Genomic DNA, 20,990 nt, shown 5'->3' with positions numbered 1-20,990 from the left:
ATTTCCTGGACCACGAGTGGATCTCGGCACAGAAAACGGCCGCCCGGATCTCTCTGGGCGGCCGTTTCCGTGCTGTGGCGTTCTGGTCAATCGTCCAGCCAGTCGAGGCGCCGGCCGCCCCGCTCGGTCGGCGGCGGGCCGTCCGGCCGGGCCCGGCCGGTCTGCTGGCCGTAGCCGCCCTGCTCGTAGCCGCGGTCGTCGTAGCCGCCGCGTTGCGGCGGAGGCTCCTGGCCGTAGCCGCCCTGCTCGTAACCGCCGGCCTGCTGGCCGTAGCCGCCCTGCTCGTAGCCGCGCTCGTCGTAGCCGCCGCGTTGCGGCGGAGGCTCCTGCCCGTAGCCACCCTGCTCGTAACCGCCGGCCTGCTGGCCGTAGCCGCCCTGCTCGTAGCCACCCGCCTGCTGGCCGTAGCCGCCGGTCGGCTCCGCAGCCCGGCCGCCGTACGGGGCGGCGTCGGGCTGGCCGTAGCCCTGGCCCTGCTCCGGCTGGTAGACGCCGGTGGCGTACGGGTCGGCCGGAGCCGGGTACTGCGTGCTGTCGCCGGTGTACCGGCCGGTCGGCTCGTCGAAGCGCTCGCCGTAGCCAGCGCCGCCAGCGGGAGCCGGCGGGTAGCCGGCGGCACCCGCCGGGGCCGTGTAGTCGCGGCTGCCGTAGCCACCGCCGGAGGACGGTGCGCCACCGTAGCCCGCACCGGAACCGGGCGCGGCGCCGTAGCCGTCACCGGCCGCGCCGGCACCGTAGCCACCCTCGGGGGTCGCCGCCGTGCCGTAGCCGCCACCCGACGCGGGGGCGTTGCCGTACCCGCCGGCGCCGTAGCCACCGGGCGCCGGCTCGTCGCCGTAGCCGGTGCCGCCCCAGCTCTGCTGGCCGGCAGCGCCGTACGGCTGCGCCGGCGCAGCGTACGGGTCCGGTGGGACGTCGTCGACCACCGGGCGGTGCATCATCGTCGGCGCCTCGCTCAGCGCAGCGCCACCGACCATCGTCGGATCGGGTGCGCCGAGGGGTCGGTTGACCACCCGGGTCTGGTCGTCGGCCCCGCGGAACCCGCCACGTGCCGCCGGCACCGCGCCGGCCGCACCCGCCGGGTCGTCATCCTCGTCGCCGTTCTCCTTGCGCCTCATCCACAGCAGCACGATCGTGCCGACACCCGCGGCAACCAGCAGGCCGCCGAGCAGGATGATCAGGTACGAGCTGAAGCCGCCACCCTCGTCCTCGTTGGAGGCGTTCGCCGGGGCGCCCGCGCTGGCCTCCTCGGTCGGCTCCTCTTCGGTGCCCTCCTCGGTCGCCTCCTCGGTGGGGACGGCCTCGGCGCTTGCGGACGGGGTGGGGCTGGGCGTCACCTCGACCTTGATCTCCAGGCTGATCCGCTGCCCGGTGATGGCCTGACCGGCGCTGGCGTTGAGGCTCTTGGTGGCGAGCACGTTGTCGAAGCTGGCGCCCAGGTCGATCCGGCCCGGCGCGATCGGCTTCTCGGTGGTGCCGGTGAAGCGGAAGTTGCCGCTGCCGTCGCTGGTGGTGTCGTAGCGCCGGCCCGTGCTGTCCTGCAGTGCGACCACGGCGTTGGGCACCGACTTGCCGTTGGCCTTCGCGACCACCTTGCCGGAGATCGACCGCACGGTCTGCGTCTGCGGCGGCGGTGGCGCGGCCTTGCCCTTGACGGTCAGCGAGAAGGTCTTGGTGGCCGGGCCGGACTCGGCCTCGACCGCGACGGTCACGGTGGCGGTCGCGTCGCCCGCGTTGTCGTTGGCCGCGATGCGGACAAGCACCGACCTGGCCTCTTTCGACAGGCCGGGGAAATTGACGTCGCCGCACCCGCTGGCGCAGCTGACGCCCGACGGCAGCCCGGAAAGGCTGATCTTCGCCTCGTCGTCGTTGTCCTCAGGAGTGACCCGCACAGTGATCGTGGCGTCGCTGCCGGCGTTCACGCTGACCGAGCCGGGCGACACGTCGACGCTCGCGGCCAGGGCTGGTGTGGCGGGGACGGCGAGCAGAGCGCCGGCAACCAGCGCTACGACCACACCGGCCCGCTGCTGCCAGGCACGTCGGTGTGTTGACACGTCCACCGCCTTCCGGACTGACTTCCCTTTGACCGGCGGGGCGCCGGGCCCGGGATCATCACGGTTCGAATACGCCGTCGGCAACTATGCCTTGTCTGACTGGATCGGCGCGACCCAGGGCCAGCGTCGGGTGCTCTGCCTGCGGGCCGTATCGTCCCGTCGTGTCCTCTCCGTACAGTAAGTCCGCCGCCGTTGCGGCGGCTTTGTCGGCGCTCGACGAGGGGCGTACGCCCGAAAGGCCGGTACTCCGGGAGGCGGTCCGGTCGTTGTTGGCCGTCCTCGCGGAGCGCGCCCCCGGCCGATCGGTGGAGGTGCGCGTCCCACCATACGGTGCGATCCAGTGCGTTCCCGGTCCCCGACACACCAGGGGAACCCCGCCAAACGTGGTGGAGATGTCGCCGGACACGTGGCTCGCGCTGGCCACCGGGCGAATCGGCTGGGCCGACGCGGTCACCGACGGTCGCGTCCAGGTGAGCGGGGTCCGCGCGGACCTCTCGGCATATCTGCCCCTCTAGCTGCCCGGATGTCCGCCTGACCGTAACGGTCGGAAGGCGAACCGTGACTTTCTGTATTGACGACGATTCGCGTACACTGTCAGGCGACGACAGTGGTCCCGGCAGAGGAGTGTGGATCCGCCCGTGATCCCCGCCAGGCCGGTCCAGACCAGCATGAGGGAGCGGTAGGTGCCCCGAGGCGACGGCCGGCTGAGCCACGACCTTGATCCCCAACGACCCGGCCCCCAGGACGCCTGCGGCGTCTTCGGCGTCTGGGCCCCCGGCGAAGAGGTTGCCAATCTGACCTACTTCGGTCTCTACGCACTCCAGCACCGCGGCCAGGAGGCGGCGGGCATCGCGGTGAGCGACGGCTCCGGCGTGGTGGTCTACAAGGACCTCGGCCTCGTGGCCCAGGTCTTCGACGAGCCCACCCTGGCCAGCCTGCGCGGCCACCTGGCCATCGGGCACGCCCGCTACTCCACGACCGGCGCCTCGAACTGGGAGAACGCCCAGCCGACGATCCGGTCGACGAGCTCCGGCACGACGATCGCGTTGGCCCACAACGGCAACCTGGTCAACACCGCCGAGCTGGAGAAGGAGGTCGCCGAGCGCGGCCTCGTCGCGGACGGCTCGACCAACGACACCTCGCTGGTGACCATGCTGCTGGCCAGCCGCCCGGACCTGTCGGTCGAGGCGGCGGCGCTGGAGGTGCTGCCGCAGCTGCGGGGCGCGTTCAGCTTCGTCTTCATGGACGAGTCGACGCTCTACGCGGCTCGCGACGCGCACGGCGTGCGCCCGTTGGTGCTCGGCCGCCTGGAGCGCGGCTGGGTGGTGGCCAGCGAGACCGCCGCGCTCGACATTGTCGGCGCCAGCGTGGTGCGCGAGGTCGAGCCCGGCGAGCTGATCGCCATCGACGAGAACGGGCTGCGGTCCACCCGGTTCGCGGCGCCGGAGCCGAAGGGCTGCCTCTTCGAGTACGTCTACATCGCTCGCCCGGACGCCACGATCGCCGGGCGCAACGTGCACTCGGCGCGGGTGCAGATCGGCCGGCAGTTGGCCAAGGAGCACCCGGTCGAGGCCGACCTGGTGATCCCGGTGCCAGAGTCGGGCACCCCGGCCGCGATCGGCTACGCGGAGGCGTCCGGCATCACCTACGGCGCGGGCCTGATGAAGAACCCGTACGTGGGGCGCACCTTCATCCAGCCGTCGCAGACCCTGCGCCAGCTCGGCATCCGGCTCAAGCTCAACCCGCTGCGCGAGAACGTCCGCGGCAAGCGGCTCGTGGTGGTGGACGACTCGATCGTCCGCGGCAACACCCAGCGGGCCATCGTGCGGATGCTCCGCGAGGCGGGCGCGCTGGAGGTGCACGTCCGGATCTCGTCCCCGCCGGTCAGCTGGCCGTGCTTCTACGGCATCGACTTCGCCACGCGGGCGGAGCTGCTGGCCAACGGGCTGGACAACGACGGCATCCGGCGTTCCATCGGCGCCGACACGCTGGGTTACGTGTCGCTCTCCGGCCTGATCGCCGCGACCGAGCAGCCGAAGACCCGGCTGTGTCGGGCGTGTTTCGATGGGGAGTACCCGATCGAGCTGCCGGCCGGCAACCTGATCGGCAAGCACGTGCTCGAAGGGGTGGGCCGACGGGTCGCCAACTCGGCGCCGGAGGCCCCGCACACCAACGGCTCGCTCGTCGCCACTCCTGGTGGCGTGACCGCAAACCGCCCGTAGCACCAACCGGCGCGGCCCGGCCACCGCCGGCGCGGCACCGAGAACCACAAAGGGGAGAACCGTGACGCACGTGTCCGAGCGCAGCGGCGCAGGAAGCAGCCCGACCGGCGCCGGCGGGGACCGCCAGCCCTGGACGGCCGGCGTGAGCCGTCAGGCGCGCAAACGCTCGCTCTCGTACGCCGACGCCGGGGTCTCCATCGACGCGGGCGACCGCGCGGTGGAGCTGCTCAAGTCGAAGGTGCGCCAGACCCGCCGCCCCGAGGTGCTGGGTGACCTCGGCGGCTTCGCGGGCCTGTTCCGGTTGGACACGACGAAGTACAAGAACCCGATCCTGGCTTCCTCCACCGACGGTGTGGGCACCAAGCTGGTGATCGCCCAGCAGATGGACATCCACGACACGGTCGGCATCGACCTGGTCGCGATGGTCGTCGACGACCTGGTGGCCTGCGGCGCCGAGCCGCTGTTCCTGCTCGACTACATCGCCACCGGCGAGGTCGTTCCGGACAAGGTCGCCGAGATCGGCGCGGGCATCGCGGACGGCTGCCGCTACGCCGGGTGCGCGCTGCTGGGCGGGGAGACCGCCGAGCACCCAGGCGTGCTCCGCCCCGACGAGTACGACATCTCCGCGACCGGCGTCGGCGTGGTCGAGGAGAGCGACATCCTCAGCCCGGAGCGGGTCGAGGTGGGCGACGTGGTGATCGCCATGCGCTCCTCCGGGCTGCACTCCAACGGCTACTCGCTGGTCCGGCACGTGCTGCTCGGCGCGGCCCGCATGCGGCTCGACATCGTGATCGACGACTTCGGCCGTCAGCGGACCCTTGGTGAGGAGCTGCTCACCCCCACCAAGATCTACGCCAAGGACTGCCTGAAGTTGATCGCCGAGACCGATGTGCGGGCGTTCGCCCACGTCACCGGCGGTGGCATCCCCGGCAACCTGGTCCGGGTGCTGCCGGAGCACGTCGACGCGGTGGTCAACCGGTCCACCTGGAAGCCGCAGCCGGTCTTCGACCTGATCCAGTCGAAGGGTCGGATCGACGACCCCGAGATGGAGTCGACCTTCAACATGGGCGTCGGCATGTTCGCGATCGTCTCGGCCGAGGACGCCGACCGGGCGCTGGCCACGCTGACCGGCCGTGGGGTCGAGGCGTGGCAGGCCGGCGAAATCATCGAGGGCACCGGCAACGTGCAGATGGTTGGCCAGCACACCCGCGGATGATCACACTCTGGTGATCGTACGGGCACCTGATCAGGGCTTCACCCGAGTGGCCAACGCCGCCTAGCCTGAAGGGCACCCTTCGGAGACGGTCGCGGGACGCCTCGCGGCTTCCCGACCGCCTCTCAGGCTGGACGGAGGAGGGCGATGGCTGCTCGGGGACAGTCGTTCAGCGGGATGCGTGGCCTGGCTGCGGTCCCGTCGTACGTCGTCATGCAGCCCACCACCCTCTGCAACCTCGACTGCGCGTACTGCTACCTGCCCTTCCGGGCCGCCGATCGGCGCATGCCGGTACCGGTGGCCGAGGCGGTGGCGGTGGCGGTCAACCCCTGGGCGGCCACCGGCCGCTTCTCCGTCGTCTGGCACGGTGGCGAGCCGCTGGCGGCCGGCCGGGAGTACCTGGCCGACCTGATCGCGCCGTTCGCGCCCGAGGTCGAGCACCACGTGCAGACCAACGCCACGCTGATCGACGACGACTGGTGTGCCTTCTTCGCGGAGCACGACGTGCGGGTGAGCGTCAGCGTGGACGGGCCCCGGGAGCGCAACGGTGACCGGGTCAACCGGGGCGGTCAGCCCGCGTACGACCGGATCCTGCGCGGGGTGGAGGCGCTGCGCCGACAAGGGCTGCCGTTCTCCGCGCTGGCCGTGGTGTCCCGGCCGGAGCCGGGGCTCGCCACCGAGCTGTACGACTACTTCCTCGGGCTGGGCTGCGACGTGCTGGGCATCAACATCGAGGAGCTTGAGGGGGTCAACACCCGCGACAACCGCCACGACCCGGCGGCGGTGAACGCGTTCTGGGCCGAGCTGGTCGCGGCCTGGCGCCGGGAACCCCGGATCCACCTGCGCGAGGTCGAGTGGTCGCTGCGCTATGCGGCGGCGGTGCTCGACGACGCGGCGGACGGCCTGCTGCCCCGTCAGCTGGACCCGATCCCGACGATCGGGCACGACGGCTCGGTGACGGTGCTCTCCCCGGAGCTGGCCGGCTTCACCGATCTCCGCTACGGCGACTTCAGCAGCGGCAATGTGCTGACCACCCCGCTGGCCGAGATCCTCACCGGCGCCGCGGCGACGCCCTGGGTGGCCGAATTCCTGGCCGGGGTGGAGGCCTGCCGGGCGTCCTGCCCGTACTTCGGCTTCTGCGGCGGTGGTCACGCGGCCAACCGCTACTTCGAGCTGGGGCGTTTTGACGGTACGGAGACCGAGCACTGCCGCAACAGCAAGATCCGCCTATTGGAGGGAGTGTTGGAGCATGCCCGAGACCACCAGTCACCGGCGCCCTGAGCGCGAAGAGGATGTCGTACCGGACGGAGTCGCCCAACGGGTGCGGGAGGTGGGCCCCGGGCTCATCGCGCTCCTTCAGGAGGCCGAGGACGCGCGACGACTGCGGGCGGAGGTGCCGGGCGGAGGCGGCGCCAGCGCCGTCTGCGCCTGGAACCACTTCGAGAACATCCCGACCTTCTACAACTGGAACAACCGACCGCGCTGACGGTGACCGCGATCAGGGGCCTGTCGGCCGGCCGGAGTTGTCTCTGGCCAGGACAGGCCCCTGATCGTCGGCACGGTGTCGCTCCCGACGGGGCACATGCGTGAGCACGCGGGGGTCACCGCGTGCTCAGCTACGTCGAGAGGTCAGCGGGTCGGACGGATCCAGGGATCCGGGTCGTCGTCCGCGTGATCCTCATCATCGTCGTCGACGAACTCTTTAGAGTCGTCGTCGAAGTGGTGCTCAGACTTACCAGCACCCGCCAGTTCACGCTGCAAGGCGGTGAGGTCGGTGTTCGGGGAGTGGTACTTCAACTCCCGGGCCACCTTTGTCTGCTTGGCCTTAGCACGGCCGCGCCCCATGGCTCGACCCCCTCGCACAGAATGCGGGGCAGCCCGAAGGCGGGCCCCGATGACGTCAGGCATCTCTCGTGGCTCTTACGGTACATGGGGATGCCATCGTTCGGCACCTCGGGTTACCGCCAGCCGGCTCTGCGCGTCGCGGCGATCCGGCCGTCACCCAGTGTACCTGGTAAGGAGCGGAACCGAGAGCGCCCGTGACGCGGGACAAAACGCGCCAAACTTGACCCGGGCTCAGCTTACCGAGCGGGGCCCGCGGGGAGGGCCCGGAGGCGGATCTGGTCGACCCGCCTCCGGGAACGCTCAGCGCAGGTGGATCGTGCGCAGGCGGCCGACCTCGGCCATCCGCCGCTCCGCCAGCCGGTCCGCGGCCACCGCCGGCGGTACGCCCTCGGAGTCGGCCAGGTGCAGGATCTCGCGGGTGGTGTCGTAGATGCGGGTGGCCCGCAGCTTCGCCCGGTCGAAGTTGAAGCCCTCGATCTCGTCCGCCACCTGGATCACGCCGCCGGCGTTGACCACGTAGTCGGGGGCGTACAGGATGCCCCGGTCGGCCAGCAGCTTCTCGATGCCCGGGTGGGCCAGCTGGTTGTTCGCCGCGCCGGTGACCACCTTTGCCCGCAGCGCCGGCACGGTCTCGTCGTTCAGCGCGCCGCCCAGCGCGCACGGGGCGTACACGTCGATGTCCGCGGCGACCAGCGCGGCGGCGTCGTCGACCAGGGTGACCTGCGGGTGGTTGGTGCGCACCCACTCGAGCGCCTTCGGGTTGACGTCGGTGGCCACCACCTCGGCGCCGTCCTCCAGCAGGTGCGCGGTCAGGTACTTGCCGACCTTGCCCAGCCCGGCCACACCGACCCGGCGGCCGCGCAGGCTCGGGGTGCCCCAGACGTGCTCGACGGCGGCCCGCATGCCCTGGAAGACACCCCAGGCGGTCAGGATCGACGAGTCCCCGGCACCGCCGTGCTCCACGCTGCGGCCGGTCACGTAGCGCGTCTCCCGTGCCACGATGTCCATGTCCGCCACGTAGGTGCCGACGTCGCAGGCCGTGTAGTAGCGGCCGGCCAGCGACTCCACGAAGCGGCCGTACGCGCGCAGCAGCGCCTCGCTCTTGATCTGCTCCGGGTCACCCCAGATGACCGCCTTGCCGCCGCCCAGGTCCAGCCCGGCGAGAGCGTTCTTGTACGCCATCCCGCGCGACAGGTCGAGCACGTCGGCGAGCGCGGCGTCCTCGCTGGCGTACGGGTAGAAGCGGGTGCCGCCCAGCGCCGGCCCCAGCGCGGTGGAGTAGATCCCGATGATCGCCTTCAGGCCGCTCTGCTTGTCCTGGCAGAACACGATCTGTTCGTGACCGGTCGATACCGGGTCGTCGGTGCTCGCGAATACGCCCATGACTGGCTCCTGGAGTGGTGTGCGCCCTTGTGGGACGCGGACCTGGTGGACCCCGGCGGGGATGCTGCCGGTGTCGTCGAGCCTAGTATCGGCCGCCGTGGCGCCGCCCGACGCGCCGCCGCCGTCTCACGTTGCGGCGCGCGTGGTCCCGGCCGCTGACCGCCTCCGGGTGCGGTTCGTGGGAGGATCGCGCCGTGCCGTCGCTCTTCGCTTCTTACCTGCGCGTGTACGAACCGCTGACCGCCTTCGACCGGGACCGTCAGGGCTACTGGCGTCGCTACGTCTCCGAGGGGCGGGCGGTGGCTCCCATGGAGGGGCCCGGCCGGCAGCGGACGGCGGTGATCGAGGCGCTGGGCGCGGGCTGGACCCGGCTGCCGGACCTGCCCGAGGAGGCGTACGTCCTGGAGACGGACGACAGCCTGCTGGTCTGCCCGTGGAACCTGCGGATCCGAGTCGCCGAGGCGGCGCTCAGCGCCCGGGACGGGGTGCCCTCGGTGCTCGCCGACGCCTTCGTGCCGCCGGTGCTCGCCGGGCAGGCCAAGGCGGTCGTGGACGACTGGCGCAGCGGCGCCCGGGTGCTGGAGCACGGCGTGCCCCGGGTGCACGAGCAGATCGCCACCTGGGGTGTCCCGCTGCGCTGGTTCGTGCTCTTCGATCCGGCGGAGCGGGACCTGGTCACCCAGCCGGGCCGCCGGGCGTTGCGCTACCGCACCGAGATCTCCAAGGCCCGCCGTCGCTCGTCGCGGGCGCTCGCCGTCCTGCGCAAGTCGGTGGGCGAGGCGCCGATCACGGAGGCGGTGGAGGAGGCGGCCCGCTGGCTGGAGGAGTTCCACCCGCGCTCGGTGGTGGAGCTGGACTACGGCGGCCTGGTCGACCTGCTCTCCGACGAGACGCTGACCTCGGACGACTCGCCCGAGCTGGTCGCCAGCGGTCTCGCGGGGCTGTCCCGCGGCGAGGCCGAGGAGGCGTCCGCCGCGTACGACAAGCTGGTGGCCCGGTGGCGCGCCGTGCAGCTGCTGGAGCGGTGCAACTAGGGCAAATCACCCGAGGAGCGCTCCCAAGGCGAGGTGCCCTCGTAATTGACGCATCACGAACCGTGATCATGAGTCCGAATAAGGTAGTTTCTGCCGTGTAAAAGTCGTAAAAATCGGGCATGGTTCATCCGTCCGTCTAGGGACCTTCATCCGTTCGGCCCATGTCGGACATCGGGGACTAGCCGGACCATGGGAGACGCGTCGGCCGGCGGGACCCCGGCCGATGTCTATAAACGTGGAGGAGTGACCGATGGCATCGCGAACGCACGAACCAGAGCCGCTACTCACACCGGCCGAGGTGGCGTCGATGTTCCGTGTCGACCCGAAGACGGTGACCCGGTGGGCCAAGGCGGGCAAGCTCAGCGCCATTCGCACGCTGGGTGGTCACCGTCGATACCGCGAGTCGGAGGTCAGGGCGCTGTTGCAGGGGCAGATCCCGCAGCAGCGGCAGGGCGACTGAGCCGGCAAGGTTTTTCCGAAGAGGGACGGTGGATCTCGGTCCACCGTCCCTCTTTCTGTCCGCCGGCGTCACCCGGCCTCGGCGTCGCCCCCGTCAGCCCTGACCCTCGGCCAGCGTCACCCGGATGCCGACCGTGCCGCCCTCGCCCCGGCGCAGCCGACTGCCGAGCAGGCTCAGCCGACCGATCAGCCGGTACTTGTGCTTGAGCAGGTCGCGCACGCGACCGGTGTCGCCGTTGCCGTAGATCGTCGCGTGGGCACGCACCTCCGCCCCGTGCGGTCGGCCCCGCACGTCGCACGGCGCCACGGTGACGTCGCCGTTGCGGCGGATCCTCTTCACCTTGCCCGAGTCGGCCCGGGTCCAGACCGCCAACGCCTCGCCGTCCCGCACCGACCAGACGGGAGTCGGCACCGCACGACCGTCCTTGCGGAAGGTCGTGAGCAGGATGTACTTCTCGGCCGACAGCCGGTCCAACGTGGTCACGCCGCCAGGATACGGCTGCCACGGGCCGCTGAGTGTCCGGATAGCGTGAGGTCATGACGGGGGAGCCTCTAATCGGTGACGTGGTCGGCGAACTGCTGCGGGACACGTTCGCCGTCGCCACCGGGGTGGGTCCGCGACCGCTGGTCGGCGGGCGACTGCCCCGACCGGTCATCGAGATCATTGAGCGGGACGACGGGCTGATCAACGGCGCCCCGTCCGCGCACTACCTGGACGGGCCGGCGGACTGGCAGCCGTACGACCACCGGGCGGTGGACCGGGTCCGGGGCGAGACGCTGGACGTCGGCACCGGCGCCGGCCGCATCGCTCTGCTGCTCCAGGAGCGGGGCGTACCCGTCACCGGACTGGACACCTCGGCGGGCGCCCTGGCGGTGAGCCGGCGCCGCGGGGTCCGGCGGCTCGTCCACGGCACCGTGGACACGCACGTCGCCGACGGCCACCGGTACGACACGTTCCTCCTGCTCGGCAACAACCTGGGGTTGTTCGAGGGGCGGGAGCGGGCCCCGGAGTTCCTGGCCGCGCTCGCCGCGCTGGCCCGGCCGGGGGCGCAGATCATCGCGCACGGCACCGACCCGTACGGCACCCGCGACCCGCTGCACACCGGCTACCACGAGCGCAACCGTCGCCGGGGCCGGCTCGGCGGCCAGCTACGGCTCCGGCTGCGCTACCGGGAGCTGGGCACGGAGTGGTTCGACTACCTGGTCTGCTCGGCGGAGGAGTTCGCGGCGCTGGTGCGGGGCAGCGCCTGGCGGTTGACCGATGTGGACGACCGGGACGCCCCGTACTACCTGGCCACCCTGCGCCTCGCCGGCTGAGCATCCGGACGTGCGGAAGGGCCCCTGTCATCGCCTGGCGACAAGGAGCCCTCCCGTACATCTCAGACCTGGACGGTCGGGGGAAGCTGCTCGGGCGGGAGACCGCCGTCGCCGTCGACCACCTCGTCCGGGGTGCCGTCCTCGTCGATGTCGACCATGGTGATGTCCACCTTGCCGTCACCGTTCGTGTCGAACTGGAACAGGTCGGCCTTGCCGTCGCCGTCGGTGTCGGCCACCCACACGTCGGTCTTGCCGTCGTTGTTGGTGTCGGCGCGCAGCAGGTCGACCCGCTCATCGCCCCGGGTCTCCACGGTCTCCCCGTCGGTGCTGCCCGGGTCGGTGACGCTCTCCGGTGCCTGGCTCATGTCGACTGGTCCTTCCCTCGGTTGCGGCCGTTTGTACCCGATCCGGCGCTCCCCCACGCATGGGCCGGCTCTCCGTGCTGAATAGGGTCGCACCATGAGCGAGCGGAGCGGGCGGATCACCCGGGCCGGCGTGGCGGGGACCCCGCGCGCCGCCGGGCGGGACAGGGAGGCGTGATGAGCGATCGTTTCGTGGTCGTCGGTGCCGGCACGATGGGGCTCGGCATCGCGTACGTGGCGGCCGGTGCCGGATACGCCGTCGAGCTGGTCGAGGTGGACCCCGGCCGGGGCGCGACCGCGCTGAACCGGCTCGCGGAGCTGTGGGAGCGCGCGGTGCAGCGCGGGAAGCTGAGCGCCGACGAGGCCGCGGCGAACCGCCAGCGGGTGACACTGCGCCCCGCGCTCGCCGAGGTCGCCCCCGCGCCCGAGGTGATCGTGGAGGCGGTGCCGGAGCGGCTCGACCTGAAGCGGGCGGTGCTGCGCGACGCCGCCGCGCTGCGCCCGGCGCTACTGGCCAGCAACACGTCCAGCATCGCCATCGGTGAGCTGGCCGCCGGGCTGGACCGGCCCGAGAGCTTCCTCGGTCTGCACTTCTTCAACCCGGTCTGGGCGATGGCGCTGCTGGAGATCGTCGTCGGCCCGGCCACCACCGAGGAGACCACCGCGGCGGCCGTGGCGCTCGCTGCCCGGCTGGGCAAGGACCCGGTCGTGGTACGCGACATGCCCGGCTTCGCCACCTCCCGGCTCGGGGTCACCCTGGGCCTGGAGGCGATCCGGATGGTCGCCGACGGGGTGGCCAGCCCGGCCGACATCGACAAGGCGATGGTGCTGGGCTACCGGCACCCGATCGGGCCGCTGGAGCTGACCGACCTCGTGGGCCTGGACGTGCGGCTGGACATCGCCCGTACCCTCCAGGCCGCGTACGGGGACCGCTTCGCGCCGCCGCCGCTGCTCGTGGAGATGGTGGCCGCCGGACGGCTGGGCAAGAAGTCCGGGCACGGTTTCTACCGGTGGGAAGGCGGTGCCAAGCAGTGAGTGGGCTTCGGATCGAGGAGCGGCCGGACCGGCTGGTGGTGACGCTGGACCGGCCCGAGAAACGCAACGCCATCGACGCCGACCTGATCGCGGAGCTGCACCAGGTCTGCGCCGAGTTGGAGGCGCGTCCCCGGCTGTTGCTGCTCACCGGCGGCGCGGAGGGCATCTTCGCCGGTGGCGCCGACATCGGTCAGCTGCGGGAGCGTGGCCGTACCGACGCGCTGGCCGCGATCAACTCGGCCGCCTTCGCCCGGGTCAGGGCGCTGCCGATGCCGAGCGTGGCCGCCGTCGACGGTCCGGCGTTGGGCGGTGGCGCGGAACTGGCGTACGCCTGCGATCTGCGGGTGTGCACGGCGCGGGCGGTCTTCGGCCAGCCGGAGGTCCGGTTGGGCATCCTGGCCGGCGCCGGCGCGACCCACCGGCTGCCGGCGCTGATCGGTGAGGCCCGGGCCAAGGAGCTGCTCTTCACCGGCCGGCGGGTGGACGCCGCGGAGGCGCTGCGGATCGGTCTGGTGAACCGGGTGGTGGACGAGCCTGGTGAGCTGCTCGCGGTGGCGCACGGGCTGCTGGACGAGATGGCCCAGGGCTCGACGCTGGCGCTGCGGCTGACCAAACTGGCGGTGGACGCACCGGCCGCCGCGCACCCGCAGCTCGACCTGGTCAGCCAGGCGGTGCTCTTCGAGGACGAGGAGAAGCACCGCCGGATGACCGAGTTCCTGGAGCGCCGCCGGCCCCGCTGACCCTCGGGACGGAAACGGCCGCACCGGCGGGATGCCGGTGCGGCCGTGTGGTCCACGGGTGGGTGCTCAGTGCCGGATCTGCACCCCGCTGTCGGCGAGCGCCCGGATCACCTGAGCGGACTCGCCGAAGCCGATGATCAGTACGGCGTCCGCGCCGAAGTCCTTGATCTCCTTCGCGCCACCGGTGAAGTCCACCGGGGGAGCCTTGGCGTCGGCCGGCGGTTCGTAGGTGAGGAGCTTGAGCCGGTCGCCGGCGATGCCGGCCTTCTCCAGCTCTTCCCGGACGGTGGCCTGGAGGCCCTCGCCGTAGGAGTCCTTACGGGCGACGATGGCGATCTTCTGGGACCCGTCGCGGAGCATCACGTCGGCCAGCGCCCGGCCCTGGAGGCTGTCCGGCGGGGCGGTCCGGAAGTAGAGACCCTTGTCCTCGACGTCGGTCAGGCCGCTGTCGGTGTTGGACGGCGAGAAGAGGATCTTTCCGGCCTTCACCACGTCCGGCAGCACCTCGCGCGAGATGCCCGAGCCGCCAGCGCCGATGATCACGCTGACGTCGTCCGCCACGTGTTTGGCCACGGTCGCCTTGGCGACCGCCGGGCTGGTGCCGTCGTCGCCGTCCATCCACGTCACCGGCTTGCCCAGCGCGCCGCCAGCGGCGTTGATCTCCCTGATCGCCAGCGTCGCGCCGGCCGCCATCGGCGGGTAGGCGATCGCCAGGTCACCAGTCTTCGGCAGCAGGCCGCCCATGACCAGCGGCTTCTGGTCGGGGTCGTCGCCCGCGGGCTGCTTCCTCGGCTTCGGCGGCGCCTTCGTGCTCGCCGCCGACTCGGTGCCCGCCCCGACGAACTCGGTCTTGCCGTCGTTGATCTGCTGGCCGTCGAAGGTCAGCGTCGCGTAGCTCGCGGTGGCCGGCTCGCCCTTGTCGGTGAAACCGGCCCGGGTCAGCGACACGCTGCGGTACTCGATGTCCTGCCCGGCGCGGGCCAGCGTCAGGCAGCTCGCCACGTTCTCGCAGCGCTGGCCGCCGTTGGTCACGCCGACGATCTGCTTCGCGATCGCCGCCGGGTCGTTGCTCCCCGCGAGTTGGGCGGCGAGCGCCCCGATCACCACGGCGTCGTACGTCTCGGCGGAGTAGAGGTAGTCCGTCAGCGCCGGGTCGACGGACCGTAGCCGGCTCTTGAAGTCTTCCGGCAACGGGGTGAGTGGCGTGGTCCCCTTCATCCCGTCGACGAGGTTGGCACGTTCCTTCAACTCCGCAGGGTAGGAGTTGAGCATGTTGCCGTCCGTGCCATAGAGGCGCACCTGTTGGGCGCTTCCCTCCTCGGCTTTGTCATTCCCGCAGGCGCTTGTGGCGAGCAGGATCGTCGCGCAGGCGGCCAGTGAGGCCACCCGCGAACGGCGTGATACGAGCATGGTCGTCCTTCCTCCGGCGAAGGTCCGCTGCGCACATTAGCGTGCCGGCGCTGGCGGCGGGACCGTGGAGGGGACGTAATGCGCAGGTCGCCCGCGTTGAACACGGAGAGTGACGGTCGTCGGGGGGCTTGACCAGCCGTCCTACTGTGCGCTGGGTGACGGACCTACCACAGCAGACGTTCGACGACGCGGCCGCCGTGCTCCGCTCCGCGCTCGCCGGGGACGGGGACGCGGTGGTCGGGGCGTTCGACGCGGTCGTCGACCGCGCCGGCCTGAGCGGTGCGTACGGGGTCGCCTGGTGCCTCGCCGCGACGATGGTCGGCGACGCGCCGTCGGGCAGCGGGTGTGCGCTGGACTTCCCGGGGATCGACGAGGCGGGGTACGACACCCGTTGGGTGGCCCGCTTCGTCAGCGCGTACGCCAACCGGGACGTGCCGACCGGAGAGGCGCTGTTCGGCGCGGCCGACGCCGACGGGCTGCTCCCCGACTGCCTGCTCACGCTCGCCGGCTCGACGATCGCCACCCTGCGCAGCCGGGCCGGCTGAGGAGCCGAGCGCGACGGCGACACCGATCGACGGGCAGTGGCCACGCGCGCTCCGGCCGCTGGATGTGATAGCTCTGGGGGCATGTCCGAGGCCATGCTCAGCAAGGTGCGCAAGCTGCTGGCCCAGGCCGAGGACCCGGCCTGCACGCCCGCTGAGTCGGCCGCGTTCACCGCCAAGGCGACCGAGCTGATCGCCCGCTACGGCGTGGACCGGGCGCTGCTCGCCGCGCGGGACCCGGCCACCGACCCCGTCGGCGACCGGGTGGTGGACATCGTGGCCCCGTACGCCCGGGACAAGGTCGGCCTGCTCGCCGCCGTCGCCGAACCGCTGCGCTGCCGCTGCGTACGCCGCCGGCAGGGCAGCGGGTTCGCACTTCACCTGTTCGGCTTCGCCAGCGACCTGGAACGGGTCGACCTGCTCTTCACCTCGCTGCTCGTGCAGGCGGCGCACGGCCTGGCCGGCACGGCGGTGCCGGCCGGCGAGCACCCCGCGGCCTTCCGCCGATCCTGGCTCGCCGGCTTCGCGCAGGTGATCGGCGGACGGCTCTGGGCGGCCGAGACGGCGGCGGCCAGCGAGCCGGGCACGCCCTCGGTGGCGCTGGTGCTGGCCGACCGCTCCGACCGGGTGCAGCGACGACTCGCCGAGCAGTACCCGCGGCTGCGCACCGCACCGCCGCGCCGGCTGGCCGGCACCGGCTTCGGCCCCGGGGCGGAGGCAGGGCGCCGCGCCAACCTGGGCGGCCCGAACCTCGGCGCCCCGACGGCCGAACGACAGCTCGGCCGCTGACGGCTTCGCCACCGCGTCAACCGGCAGCGGGCGGGTGAGGGTCAGGCCGGTGTGGTGGGGTGCCGGCGCGACACCGTGGCGAGGTAGCGGGTGAGAAGCTCGTGCCAGCCCGCGGTGAGCGCCTTGCGGTAGCCCTCCGCCGCCTCGCCGTGCCGGTCGAAGTGCCGGTGCTCCAGCTCGACCCGGGTGCGCTCGGGCCCGTCGGGAAGGAAGAGGACCTCGACCTCGCTGGCCCGGGCCGGGTCCGGCACCGGCACCCGGTCGGGACCGATCTGCCAGACGAAGACCAGTCGGCGGGGCGGGTCCCAGGTGAGCACGCGGCCCCAGTCGGCGCGGAAGCCGTACGGGCCGATCTCGTAGAGCATGCCGCCGGCTCGCGGCTCCATGCCCAGCTCGGCGAGAGCCTCCGGACCGGACCAGGTGTACTCGGTGACCCACCACTCGGTCAGCTCGCCGGTGAAGACCGCGAACGCGTGCTCGGCGGAGCCTGGGACGAGGAGGGTGGATCGCAAGGAGAACCGTTCCATGTCCTGCCGGATGTCGGCCGGACCATCCATCCCCTGTCCCATAGGCCCGGACCATACCGGCTGATGCCCCGCTGTGCAGCTTCGCGCGGTGCCCGGTTCCGGACACTGGGTCGCCGGTCCGTCACGGACGGGATGCCCCGCGGGAAAGCGGGTAACCGCGCCCGACGGCCCGGACGACCGGGCCGGTCTGCGACGGAGCGGGAGAGCATGAGCGAGAGCGCGCAGCAGCGGGACCGTGCGGTCGACCGGCCGGGCCGGGCCAACGGCGGTGAAGATCCGGACGTCCTGCTCGACATTCCCAGAGTCTCGGTCGACTCGATCCGGGTCGTGGTGGACGGGTTGGACGCGGACCTTTCGCTGCGGGCCCGGCTGGCCAACCTTCTCCAGCTCGACGCCGGCGTCCGTGTGCACCTGCACGGCGTGGAGCTGGACATCAACGGGGTGCAGGCCGAGGCGCAGCTACGGGTACGGCTGGAGCAGGTGGTGGCGATCCTGGGCCGGGCGTTGGAGACGATCGACAACAACCCGCAGATCATCGACTCCCTCTCCCGGACGGCCGACGCCACGATCGACGACGTCAATCGCAGCAGGCAGCAGCTGGCCGCGGGCGCCGCCGAGGTCACCACGTCGGCGCAGCGCTCCGGCGTACCCGATGATCGGGGTCGGCAGGCCGACGCGGCCGCCGACCGGCCGCGACCGGGCCGTCCCGGTACGGGCGAGCAGGGCCGTGCGGAACCCACCGGCCCAACGGGACGCCCGAAGGGCCAGCAGCCTCAGGGCCAGCAGCCTCAGGGCCAGCCGCCTGAGGGGCAGCAGCCTCAAGGGCAGCGGCCTGAGGGGCAGCAGCCTCAGGGTCAGCGGCCTGAGGGGCAGCGGCCTGAGGGTCAGCGGCCTGAGGGTCAGCGGGCTGAGGGTCAGCGGCCTGAGGGGCAGCGGCCTGAGGGTCAGCGGCCTGAGGGGCAGCAGCCTGAGGGGCAGCGGGCTGAGGGTCAGCGGGCTGAGGGTCAGCGGCCTGAGGGGCAGCAGCCTCAGGAACAGCAGCCTCAGGGGCAGCGGCCCGAGGGTCAGCCGCCGGAGGGGCAGAAGCAGCAGGGAAGACCTCGCAACGAACCTGATGCGTCGTCGGGCCGGAGGCCGTCCGGGAATGGTGACGGCGGTCAGGGCGGGGGTGGGGCGCACGCCGCCGCCCAGAGTGCGGCGCAGCTCGCCGAGCAGGCGGGGGAGACGCTGCGGCAGGCCGGGCGCAGCGTGTGGGAGGCGATCCAGGGCGGTATGGCCCAGCACCGCCAGCAGGGGCGCCGGGATCAGTGACCGCGGTCGGTCGTGGCACCCGGCGTGGAGGCTCGCCTCGGCTGCACCGATGTGTGAGCGCTGATAGCGTCGCGCCGTGTCGGTGTTCCGTACCCCGCAGATCATTCTCTTCAGTGCGGACGTCCCGCGCGCCGTCGCGTTCTACTCGCGTCTTGGCTTCACCGAGACGTTCCGGGTGCCCACCGAGGGCGAGCCGATTCACGTCGACCTGGTGCTCGACGGCTACAAGATCGGTATCGCCTCCGTCGCCTCCACTCGTGATGATCACGGCCTCGACCCGGTGCCCGAGGGTCAGCGGGCCGCCGTGATCCTGTGGACCGACGACACGGCCGCGGCGTACGCGGAGATCACCGCAACGGGCGCTCCCGCCCTGGCGTCGCCCCACGAGTGGCTCGGTCGCCTGCTGATCGCGTGGACCGCCGAGCCCGACGGCAATCCGATCCAGATCGTCCAGCGGCTCTGATCCGAGGCGCGGTTGATTCCGGGTGCGCGGCTGCCCGGAAGAGTTCAGGCGGAGCATCGCCATGGCGGAGTCGAAAAGGTCGGGGCGCCAGCCGGGCGCGGATACTCAGGACTCATGGGCAGTCCCACATATCTGTTCTGTTGGTGTCGTCGGCATCTTCCCCCGCCGGACCCGGTGGTGGACCACAGCGGTCGGCGCTTCTCGCGGTGGGAGGAGTGTCCCCGCTGCGGGCGCTTGTGGCAGGTGCGCCCGGACAGCTTCCGTTGGCGGCGGGTGGGCTACGGCGGGGGCGGCGCCTCCAGTTCGTGAGGTCGCCTGGCAACTGGTTCCGCCATCGTGGTGTGCCGGGGCGGTCGTGCAGCCGCGTCGTGCAATTCGGCAGGTCAGGAAGCCGTCGGAGATTGCCGTGCCATTGCGCGCTTGACGCCCCTCCCATGATGGGCGCATGAGCCTGGATGCCGAGGACCCGGTCACGATGGCATTGCGGGTGGGAGTCGTGGTCGTCAGCCTGGGCTCGGTGGTACTCGGGGTGCGTGTGGCCGTGTCACGACGGTTTCCCGAAGCCTGGGTTCGGCTTGCGCGTCTGAAGCCGGGAGAGCGGTCCCAGCCCGTGCGGGTGGGCATCGCCCAGGCCATGATCGGCGCGGGCCTGTTGATCCAGCAGGCGCCGTTCTTCGTCTCCATGCCCCTTCCGCTCGGACGCGCCCTGTTCGCGGTCTCACTGCTGTTGCTGCTGACGGCGGCCGGAGCGTTTTCGCTGCTCGGTCGCTGGCTGCGCATGATGATGTGCCGGGCGCGCTGAGCGTCCTGCGTGCGACAAGAGCCGGTCATCAGCGGCCAGAGACGGTGCCTGCCGGGCAGCGCGTGATCGGTGGTGCCGGGGGTGCGAAAAGCAAGATCCCCACCTGCGTTTCCGCTGGTGGGGACCTCTGTAGCCCGGCGAAAGGCTATGTGGCCAGGGGCGGGGTCGAACCGCCGACCTTCCGATTTTCAGTCGGACGCTCGTACCAACTGAGCTACCTGGCCGTACTGCTCGGCTCATGCTACCCGTCAGCAGGGTGAACCGCTGGCAGGGTCACACGCTCCGATACGCAGAACGCCGCGCTGGGCGCGGCGTCGGCGCTGCGGTCCTGACGGGACTTGAACCCGCGACCTCCGCCTTGACAGGGCGGCGAGCACTCCAACTGCTCCACAGGACCTAGCTTGTGTTGCTCCGGCTTGCGCCGGTCGTGCCCCCAACGGGATTCGAACCCGTGCTACCGCCTTGAAAGGGCGGCGTCCTGGGCCGCTAGACGATGAGGGCGGCCCCGCCATCATTGCACATTCGCAACTTCAAGCGGACTTGCTCCCATCCGGCCCCGCCGGAGGCTTGGAAAGCATACGTGATGCCTGGTCGGTCGACAAAACCGGTATGGCGTGGACCGCCGGTCGACACAAAACCGCAGGTCAGGTCCGGTCTACTTGAGTCGGGTGATGCCGAAGCGGTGCTTCAGGTCGGCGATCACGTGCGGGCAGGCGGCGAGTGTCGCGGCCCGGTTGCCGCCGCCGTCGTGCAGCAGCACGACAGCGCCGGGACGGGCGGCGGAGTGGACCCGCTTGGCGATCGTGGCAGCGGTCGGCTTGTCCCAGTCCTGCGGGTCGACGTTCCAGTGCAGCGGGCGCATGCGGAGGTCCTTCGCCACCTCCAGCACCTCCGGCGTCCACCGGCCGCCCGGCTGCCGGTAGAAGGGCACCGGTGCGCCCGGGGCGGCAGCCTGGATGGCCTTGTTGGTCCGGATCAGGTCGGCCCGGATCTCGGCGACCGGTCGCCGGGCCAGCTCGAGGTCGTGCCGCCAGCTGTGATTGCAGAGCTGGTGCCCCTCCCGGACGATCCGCCGGACCAGCTCCGGGTGTCGCTGCACCTCCCGGCCGACCAGGCAGAAGGTGGCGGTCACCCGGGCCGCGCGCAGTTGGTCGAGCACCTTGGGCGTCCAGGCCGGGCTGGGGCCGTCGTCGAAGGTCAGGGCCACCGGGCGTACGCCGGTGCTGCGTCGCAGGCCGGCCGGCAGCTTGGCCGGCAGCGGCCGAAGGGTGGGCTTTGGCGGCTTGGTGCGGGTCGGGAGCGGCGAGGGTTTCGGGGTGGGCGGCGCCGTCGACTCCACCGGCTGGGGCGCCTGGACGGGAGCGATGGTGCCCGGTTGGGCGCAGCCGGCCAGGGTCAGCACCACGGCGAGAACGGACGCCAGGACGGCGCGGGCTTGCATCTGTTCGCTCCCGGGGGGGTCGGGGCAGGCGGACGCCCCGA

23 protein-coding genes and 3 tRNA genes are annotated in these 20,990 nt (G+C 71.8%); 15 read left to right on the top strand and 11 right to left on the bottom strand.

From position 1 onward, the window contains the following. Positions 1 to 86 precede the first annotated feature (86 nt). On the bottom strand, positions 87 to 2,054 hold the full coding sequence (locus DKT68_RS24310; RefSeq protein WP_109819709.1) for a carboxypeptidase-like regulatory domain-containing protein: 1,968 nt from the start codon (positions 2,052 to 2,054) through the stop codon (positions 87 to 89). Between the two features lie 161 nt (positions 2,055 to 2,215). Between DKT68_RS24310 and DKT68_RS24305 the strand changes: the two genes are divergently transcribed. From DKT68_RS24305 to amcA, 5 genes are all read left to right on the top strand, one after another. Further along, positions 2,216 to 2,569 carry a sterol carrier family protein gene (locus DKT68_RS24305; protein ID WP_236647051.1) on the top strand — a complete coding sequence of 118 codons (354 nt, stop codon included), beginning with the start codon at positions 2,216 to 2,218 and terminating at the stop codon, positions 2,567 to 2,569. 168 nt (positions 2,570 to 2,737) lie between these two features. Then, on the top strand, positions 2,738 to 4,276 hold the full coding sequence (gene purF / locus DKT68_RS24300; RefSeq protein WP_109819700.1) for an amidophosphoribosyltransferase: 1,539 nt from the start codon (positions 2,738 to 2,740) through the stop codon (positions 4,274 to 4,276). Between the two features lie 61 nt (positions 4,277 to 4,337). Beyond that, positions 4,338 to 5,492: a phosphoribosylformylglycinamidine cyclo-ligase gene (gene purM, locus DKT68_RS24295; RefSeq protein ID WP_109819699.1), complete on the top strand. Its 1,155-nt coding sequence runs from the start codon at positions 4,338 to 4,340 to the stop codon at positions 5,490 to 5,492. Between the two features lie 174 nt (positions 5,493 to 5,666). Continuing rightward, positions 5,667 to 6,770 (top strand): cyclophane-forming radical SAM peptide maturase AmcB, encoded by a 1,104-nt coding sequence (gene amcB / locus DKT68_RS24290; protein ID WP_330848947.1) that lies wholly within the window; start codon positions 5,667 to 5,669, stop codon positions 6,768 to 6,770. Further along, positions 6,739 to 6,975 carry a multiple cyclophane-containing RiPP AmcA gene (gene amcA, locus DKT68_RS24285; protein ID WP_109819697.1) on the top strand — a complete coding sequence of 79 codons (237 nt, stop codon included), beginning with the start codon at positions 6,739 to 6,741 and terminating at the stop codon, positions 6,973 to 6,975. The genes amcB and amcA overlap by 32 nt, the downstream gene beginning before the upstream one ends. A gap of 143 nt (positions 6,976 to 7,118) precedes the next feature. On the opposite strand, the gene DKT68_RS24280 is transcribed toward amcA, so the two are convergent. Both DKT68_RS24280 and DKT68_RS24275 read right to left on the bottom strand, forming a co-directional pair. Next, on the bottom strand, positions 7,119 to 7,334 hold the full coding sequence (locus DKT68_RS24280; protein WP_074315844.1) for a DUF3073 domain-containing protein: 216 nt from the start codon (positions 7,332 to 7,334) through the stop codon (positions 7,119 to 7,121). 300 nt (positions 7,335 to 7,634) lie between these two features. Next, positions 7,635 to 8,717 (bottom strand): Leu/Phe/Val dehydrogenase, encoded by a 1,083-nt coding sequence (locus DKT68_RS24275; RefSeq protein ID WP_109819696.1) that lies wholly within the window; start codon positions 8,715 to 8,717, stop codon positions 7,635 to 7,637. Positions 8,718 to 8,911: 194 nt separating this feature from the next. Between DKT68_RS24275 and DKT68_RS24270 the strand changes: the two genes are divergently transcribed. Together DKT68_RS24270 and DKT68_RS24265 are read left to right on the top strand one after the other, a co-directional pair. Further along, positions 8,912 to 9,751 (top strand): hypothetical protein, encoded by an 840-nt coding sequence (locus tag DKT68_RS24270; RefSeq protein WP_109819695.1) that lies wholly within the window; start codon positions 8,912 to 8,914, stop codon positions 9,749 to 9,751. A gap of 250 nt (positions 9,752 to 10,001) precedes the next feature. Next, the gene (locus tag DKT68_RS24265; RefSeq protein ID WP_007073996.1) at positions 10,002 to 10,211 is read left to right on the top strand and encodes a BldC family transcriptional regulator; all 210 of its coding nucleotides are present in this window, start codon (positions 10,002 to 10,004) and stop codon (positions 10,209 to 10,211) included. A 93-nt stretch (positions 10,212 to 10,304) separates the two neighbouring features. On the opposite strand, the gene DKT68_RS24260 is transcribed toward DKT68_RS24265, so the two are convergent. Next, positions 10,305 to 10,694, bottom strand: coding sequence for a PPOX class F420-dependent oxidoreductase (locus DKT68_RS24260; RefSeq protein ID WP_109819694.1), 390 nt, complete (start codon positions 10,692 to 10,694; stop codon positions 10,305 to 10,307). Between the two features lie 53 nt (positions 10,695 to 10,747). Here DKT68_RS24260 and DKT68_RS24255 point away from each other — a divergent pair, with 53 nt between their 5' ends. Further along, positions 10,748 to 11,527: a class I SAM-dependent methyltransferase gene (locus DKT68_RS24255; RefSeq protein WP_109819693.1), complete on the top strand. Its 780-nt coding sequence runs from the start codon at positions 10,748 to 10,750 to the stop codon at positions 11,525 to 11,527. A gap of 62 nt (positions 11,528 to 11,589) precedes the next feature. Here DKT68_RS24255 and DKT68_RS24250 read toward each other — a convergent pair whose 3' ends face one another. Further along, positions 11,590 to 11,892 (bottom strand): hypothetical protein, encoded by a 303-nt coding sequence (locus DKT68_RS24250; protein ID WP_109819692.1) that lies wholly within the window; start codon positions 11,890 to 11,892, stop codon positions 11,590 to 11,592. Positions 11,893 to 12,066: 174 nt separating this feature from the next. Between DKT68_RS24250 and DKT68_RS24245 the strand changes: the two genes are divergently transcribed. Further along, entirely contained in the window at positions 12,067 to 12,924 is an 858-nt protein-coding gene (locus DKT68_RS24245; protein ID WP_109819691.1) for a 3-hydroxyacyl-CoA dehydrogenase family protein, read from the top strand. After that, on the top strand, positions 12,921 to 13,664 hold the full coding sequence (locus DKT68_RS24240) for an enoyl-CoA hydratase/isomerase family protein (RefSeq protein ID WP_109819690.1): 744 nt from the start codon (positions 12,921 to 12,923) through the stop codon (positions 13,662 to 13,664). The genes DKT68_RS24245 and DKT68_RS24240 overlap by 4 nt, the downstream gene beginning before the upstream one ends. Before the next feature lie 66 nt (positions 13,665 to 13,730). Here DKT68_RS24240 and DKT68_RS24235 read toward each other — a convergent pair whose 3' ends face one another. Continuing rightward, complete coding sequence (locus DKT68_RS24235; RefSeq protein ID WP_109819689.1) at positions 13,731 to 15,074, bottom strand: ABC transporter substrate-binding protein; 1,344 nt, start codon at positions 15,072 to 15,074, stop codon at positions 13,731 to 13,733. A gap of 155 nt (positions 15,075 to 15,229) precedes the next feature. Between DKT68_RS24235 and DKT68_RS24230 the strand changes: the two genes are divergently transcribed. Next, positions 15,230 to 15,619, top strand: a complete 390-nt coding sequence (locus DKT68_RS24230) for a hypothetical protein (RefSeq protein WP_109819708.1) — start codon at positions 15,230 to 15,232, stop codon at positions 15,617 to 15,619. A gap of 81 nt (positions 15,620 to 15,700) precedes the next feature. Further along, positions 15,701 to 16,405, top strand: a complete 705-nt coding sequence (locus DKT68_RS24225) for a DUF2786 domain-containing protein (RefSeq protein ID WP_109819688.1) — start codon at positions 15,701 to 15,703, stop codon at positions 16,403 to 16,405. 41 nt (positions 16,406 to 16,446) lie between these two features. Here the strand turns inward: DKT68_RS24225 and DKT68_RS24220 are convergent, their stop codons facing one another. Further along, on the bottom strand, positions 16,447 to 16,974 hold the full coding sequence (locus DKT68_RS24220; protein ID WP_109819687.1) for an SRPBCC family protein: 528 nt from the start codon (positions 16,972 to 16,974) through the stop codon (positions 16,447 to 16,449). A gap of 165 nt (positions 16,975 to 17,139) precedes the next feature. Between DKT68_RS24220 and DKT68_RS32175 the strand changes: the two genes are divergently transcribed. The 3 genes from DKT68_RS32175 (at position 17,140) to DKT68_RS24205 (ending at position 19,508) form a co-directional block, all read left to right on the top strand. Then, on the top strand, positions 17,140 to 18,243 hold the full coding sequence (locus DKT68_RS32175; protein WP_236647050.1) for a hypothetical protein: 1,104 nt from the start codon (positions 17,140 to 17,142) through the stop codon (positions 18,241 to 18,243). A gap of 76 nt (positions 18,244 to 18,319) precedes the next feature. Further along, positions 18,320 to 18,706 (top strand): VOC family protein, encoded by a 387-nt coding sequence (locus tag DKT68_RS24210; protein ID WP_109819686.1) that lies wholly within the window; start codon positions 18,320 to 18,322, stop codon positions 18,704 to 18,706. A 445-nt stretch (positions 18,707 to 19,151) separates the two neighbouring features. Further along, positions 19,152 to 19,508, top strand: coding sequence for a hypothetical protein (locus DKT68_RS24205; protein WP_109819685.1), 357 nt, complete (start codon positions 19,152 to 19,154; stop codon positions 19,506 to 19,508). Between the two features lie 150 nt (positions 19,509 to 19,658). Here the strand turns inward: DKT68_RS24205 and DKT68_RS24200 are convergent. From DKT68_RS24200 to DKT68_RS24185, 4 genes are all read right to left on the bottom strand, one after another. Continuing rightward, positions 19,659 to 19,732, bottom strand: a tRNA-Phe gene (locus tag DKT68_RS24200). Between the two features lie 99 nt (positions 19,733 to 19,831). Further along, positions 19,832 to 19,905, bottom strand: a tRNA-Asp gene (locus DKT68_RS24195). 31 nt (positions 19,906 to 19,936) lie between these two features. Next, positions 19,937 to 20,009: transfer RNA gene (locus DKT68_RS24190), tRNA-Glu, on the bottom strand. Between the two features lie 154 nt (positions 20,010 to 20,163). Next, entirely contained in the window at positions 20,164 to 20,949 is a 786-nt protein-coding gene (locus tag DKT68_RS24185; protein ID WP_109819684.1) for a polysaccharide deacetylase family protein, read from the bottom strand. Positions 20,950 to 20,990: the final 41 nt, after the last annotated feature.

The sequence above is a fragment of the Micromonospora acroterricola genome (assembly GCF_003172955.1).
GTDB lineage: Bacteria > Actinomycetota > Actinomycetes > Mycobacteriales > Micromonosporaceae > Micromonospora > Micromonospora acroterricola.
The sequence above is the reverse complement of the archived record's forward strand: the minus strand, read 5'-3'. Positions and strand labels throughout refer to the sequence as shown.

Bases quoted from the DNA above. Each gene is read 5' to 3' on its own strand.
- amcB (WP_330848947.1), top strand. From the start codon at position 5,667: ATGCGTGGCCTGGCTGCGGTCCCGTCGTACGTCGTCATGCAGCCCACC.
- amcA (WP_109819697.1), top strand. From the start codon at position 6,739: ATGCCCGAGACCACCAGTCACCGGCGCCCTGAGCGCGAAGAGGATGTC.
- DKT68_RS24280 (WP_074315844.1), bottom strand. From the start codon at position 7,334: ATGGGGCGCGGCCGTGCTAAGGCCAAGCAGACAAAGGTGGCCCGGGAG.
- DKT68_RS24275 (WP_109819696.1), bottom strand. From the start codon at position 8,717: ATGGGCGTATTCGCGAGCACCGACGACCCGGTATCGACCGGTCACGAA.
- DKT68_RS24265 (WP_007073996.1), top strand. From the start codon at position 10,002: ATGGCATCGCGAACGCACGAACCAGAGCCGCTACTCACACCGGCCGAG.
- DKT68_RS24255 (WP_109819693.1), top strand. From the start codon at position 10,748: ATGACGGGGGAGCCTCTAATCGGTGACGTGGTCGGCGAACTGCTGCGG.
- DKT68_RS24250 (WP_109819692.1), bottom strand. From the start codon at position 11,892: ATGAGCCAGGCACCGGAGAGCGTCACCGACCCGGGCAGCACCGACGGG.
- DKT68_RS24245 (WP_109819691.1), top strand. From the start codon at position 12,067: ATGAGCGATCGTTTCGTGGTCGTCGGTGCCGGCACGATGGGGCTCGGC.
- DKT68_RS24235 (WP_109819689.1), bottom strand. From the start codon at position 15,074: ATGCTCGTATCACGCCGTTCGCGGGTGGCCTCACTGGCCGCCTGCGCG.
- DKT68_RS24225 (WP_109819688.1), top strand. From the start codon at position 15,701: ATGTCCGAGGCCATGCTCAGCAAGGTGCGCAAGCTGCTGGCCCAGGCC.
- DKT68_RS24220 (WP_109819687.1), bottom strand. From the start codon at position 16,974: ATGGGACAGGGGATGGATGGTCCGGCCGACATCCGGCAGGACATGGAA.
- DKT68_RS32175 (WP_236647050.1), top strand. From the start codon at position 17,140: ATGAGCGAGAGCGCGCAGCAGCGGGACCGTGCGGTCGACCGGCCGGGC.
- DKT68_RS24205 (WP_109819685.1), top strand. From the start codon at position 19,152: ATGAGCCTGGATGCCGAGGACCCGGTCACGATGGCATTGCGGGTGGGA.
- DKT68_RS24185 (WP_109819684.1), bottom strand. From the start codon at position 20,949: ATGCAAGCCCGCGCCGTCCTGGCGTCCGTTCTCGCCGTGGTGCTGACC.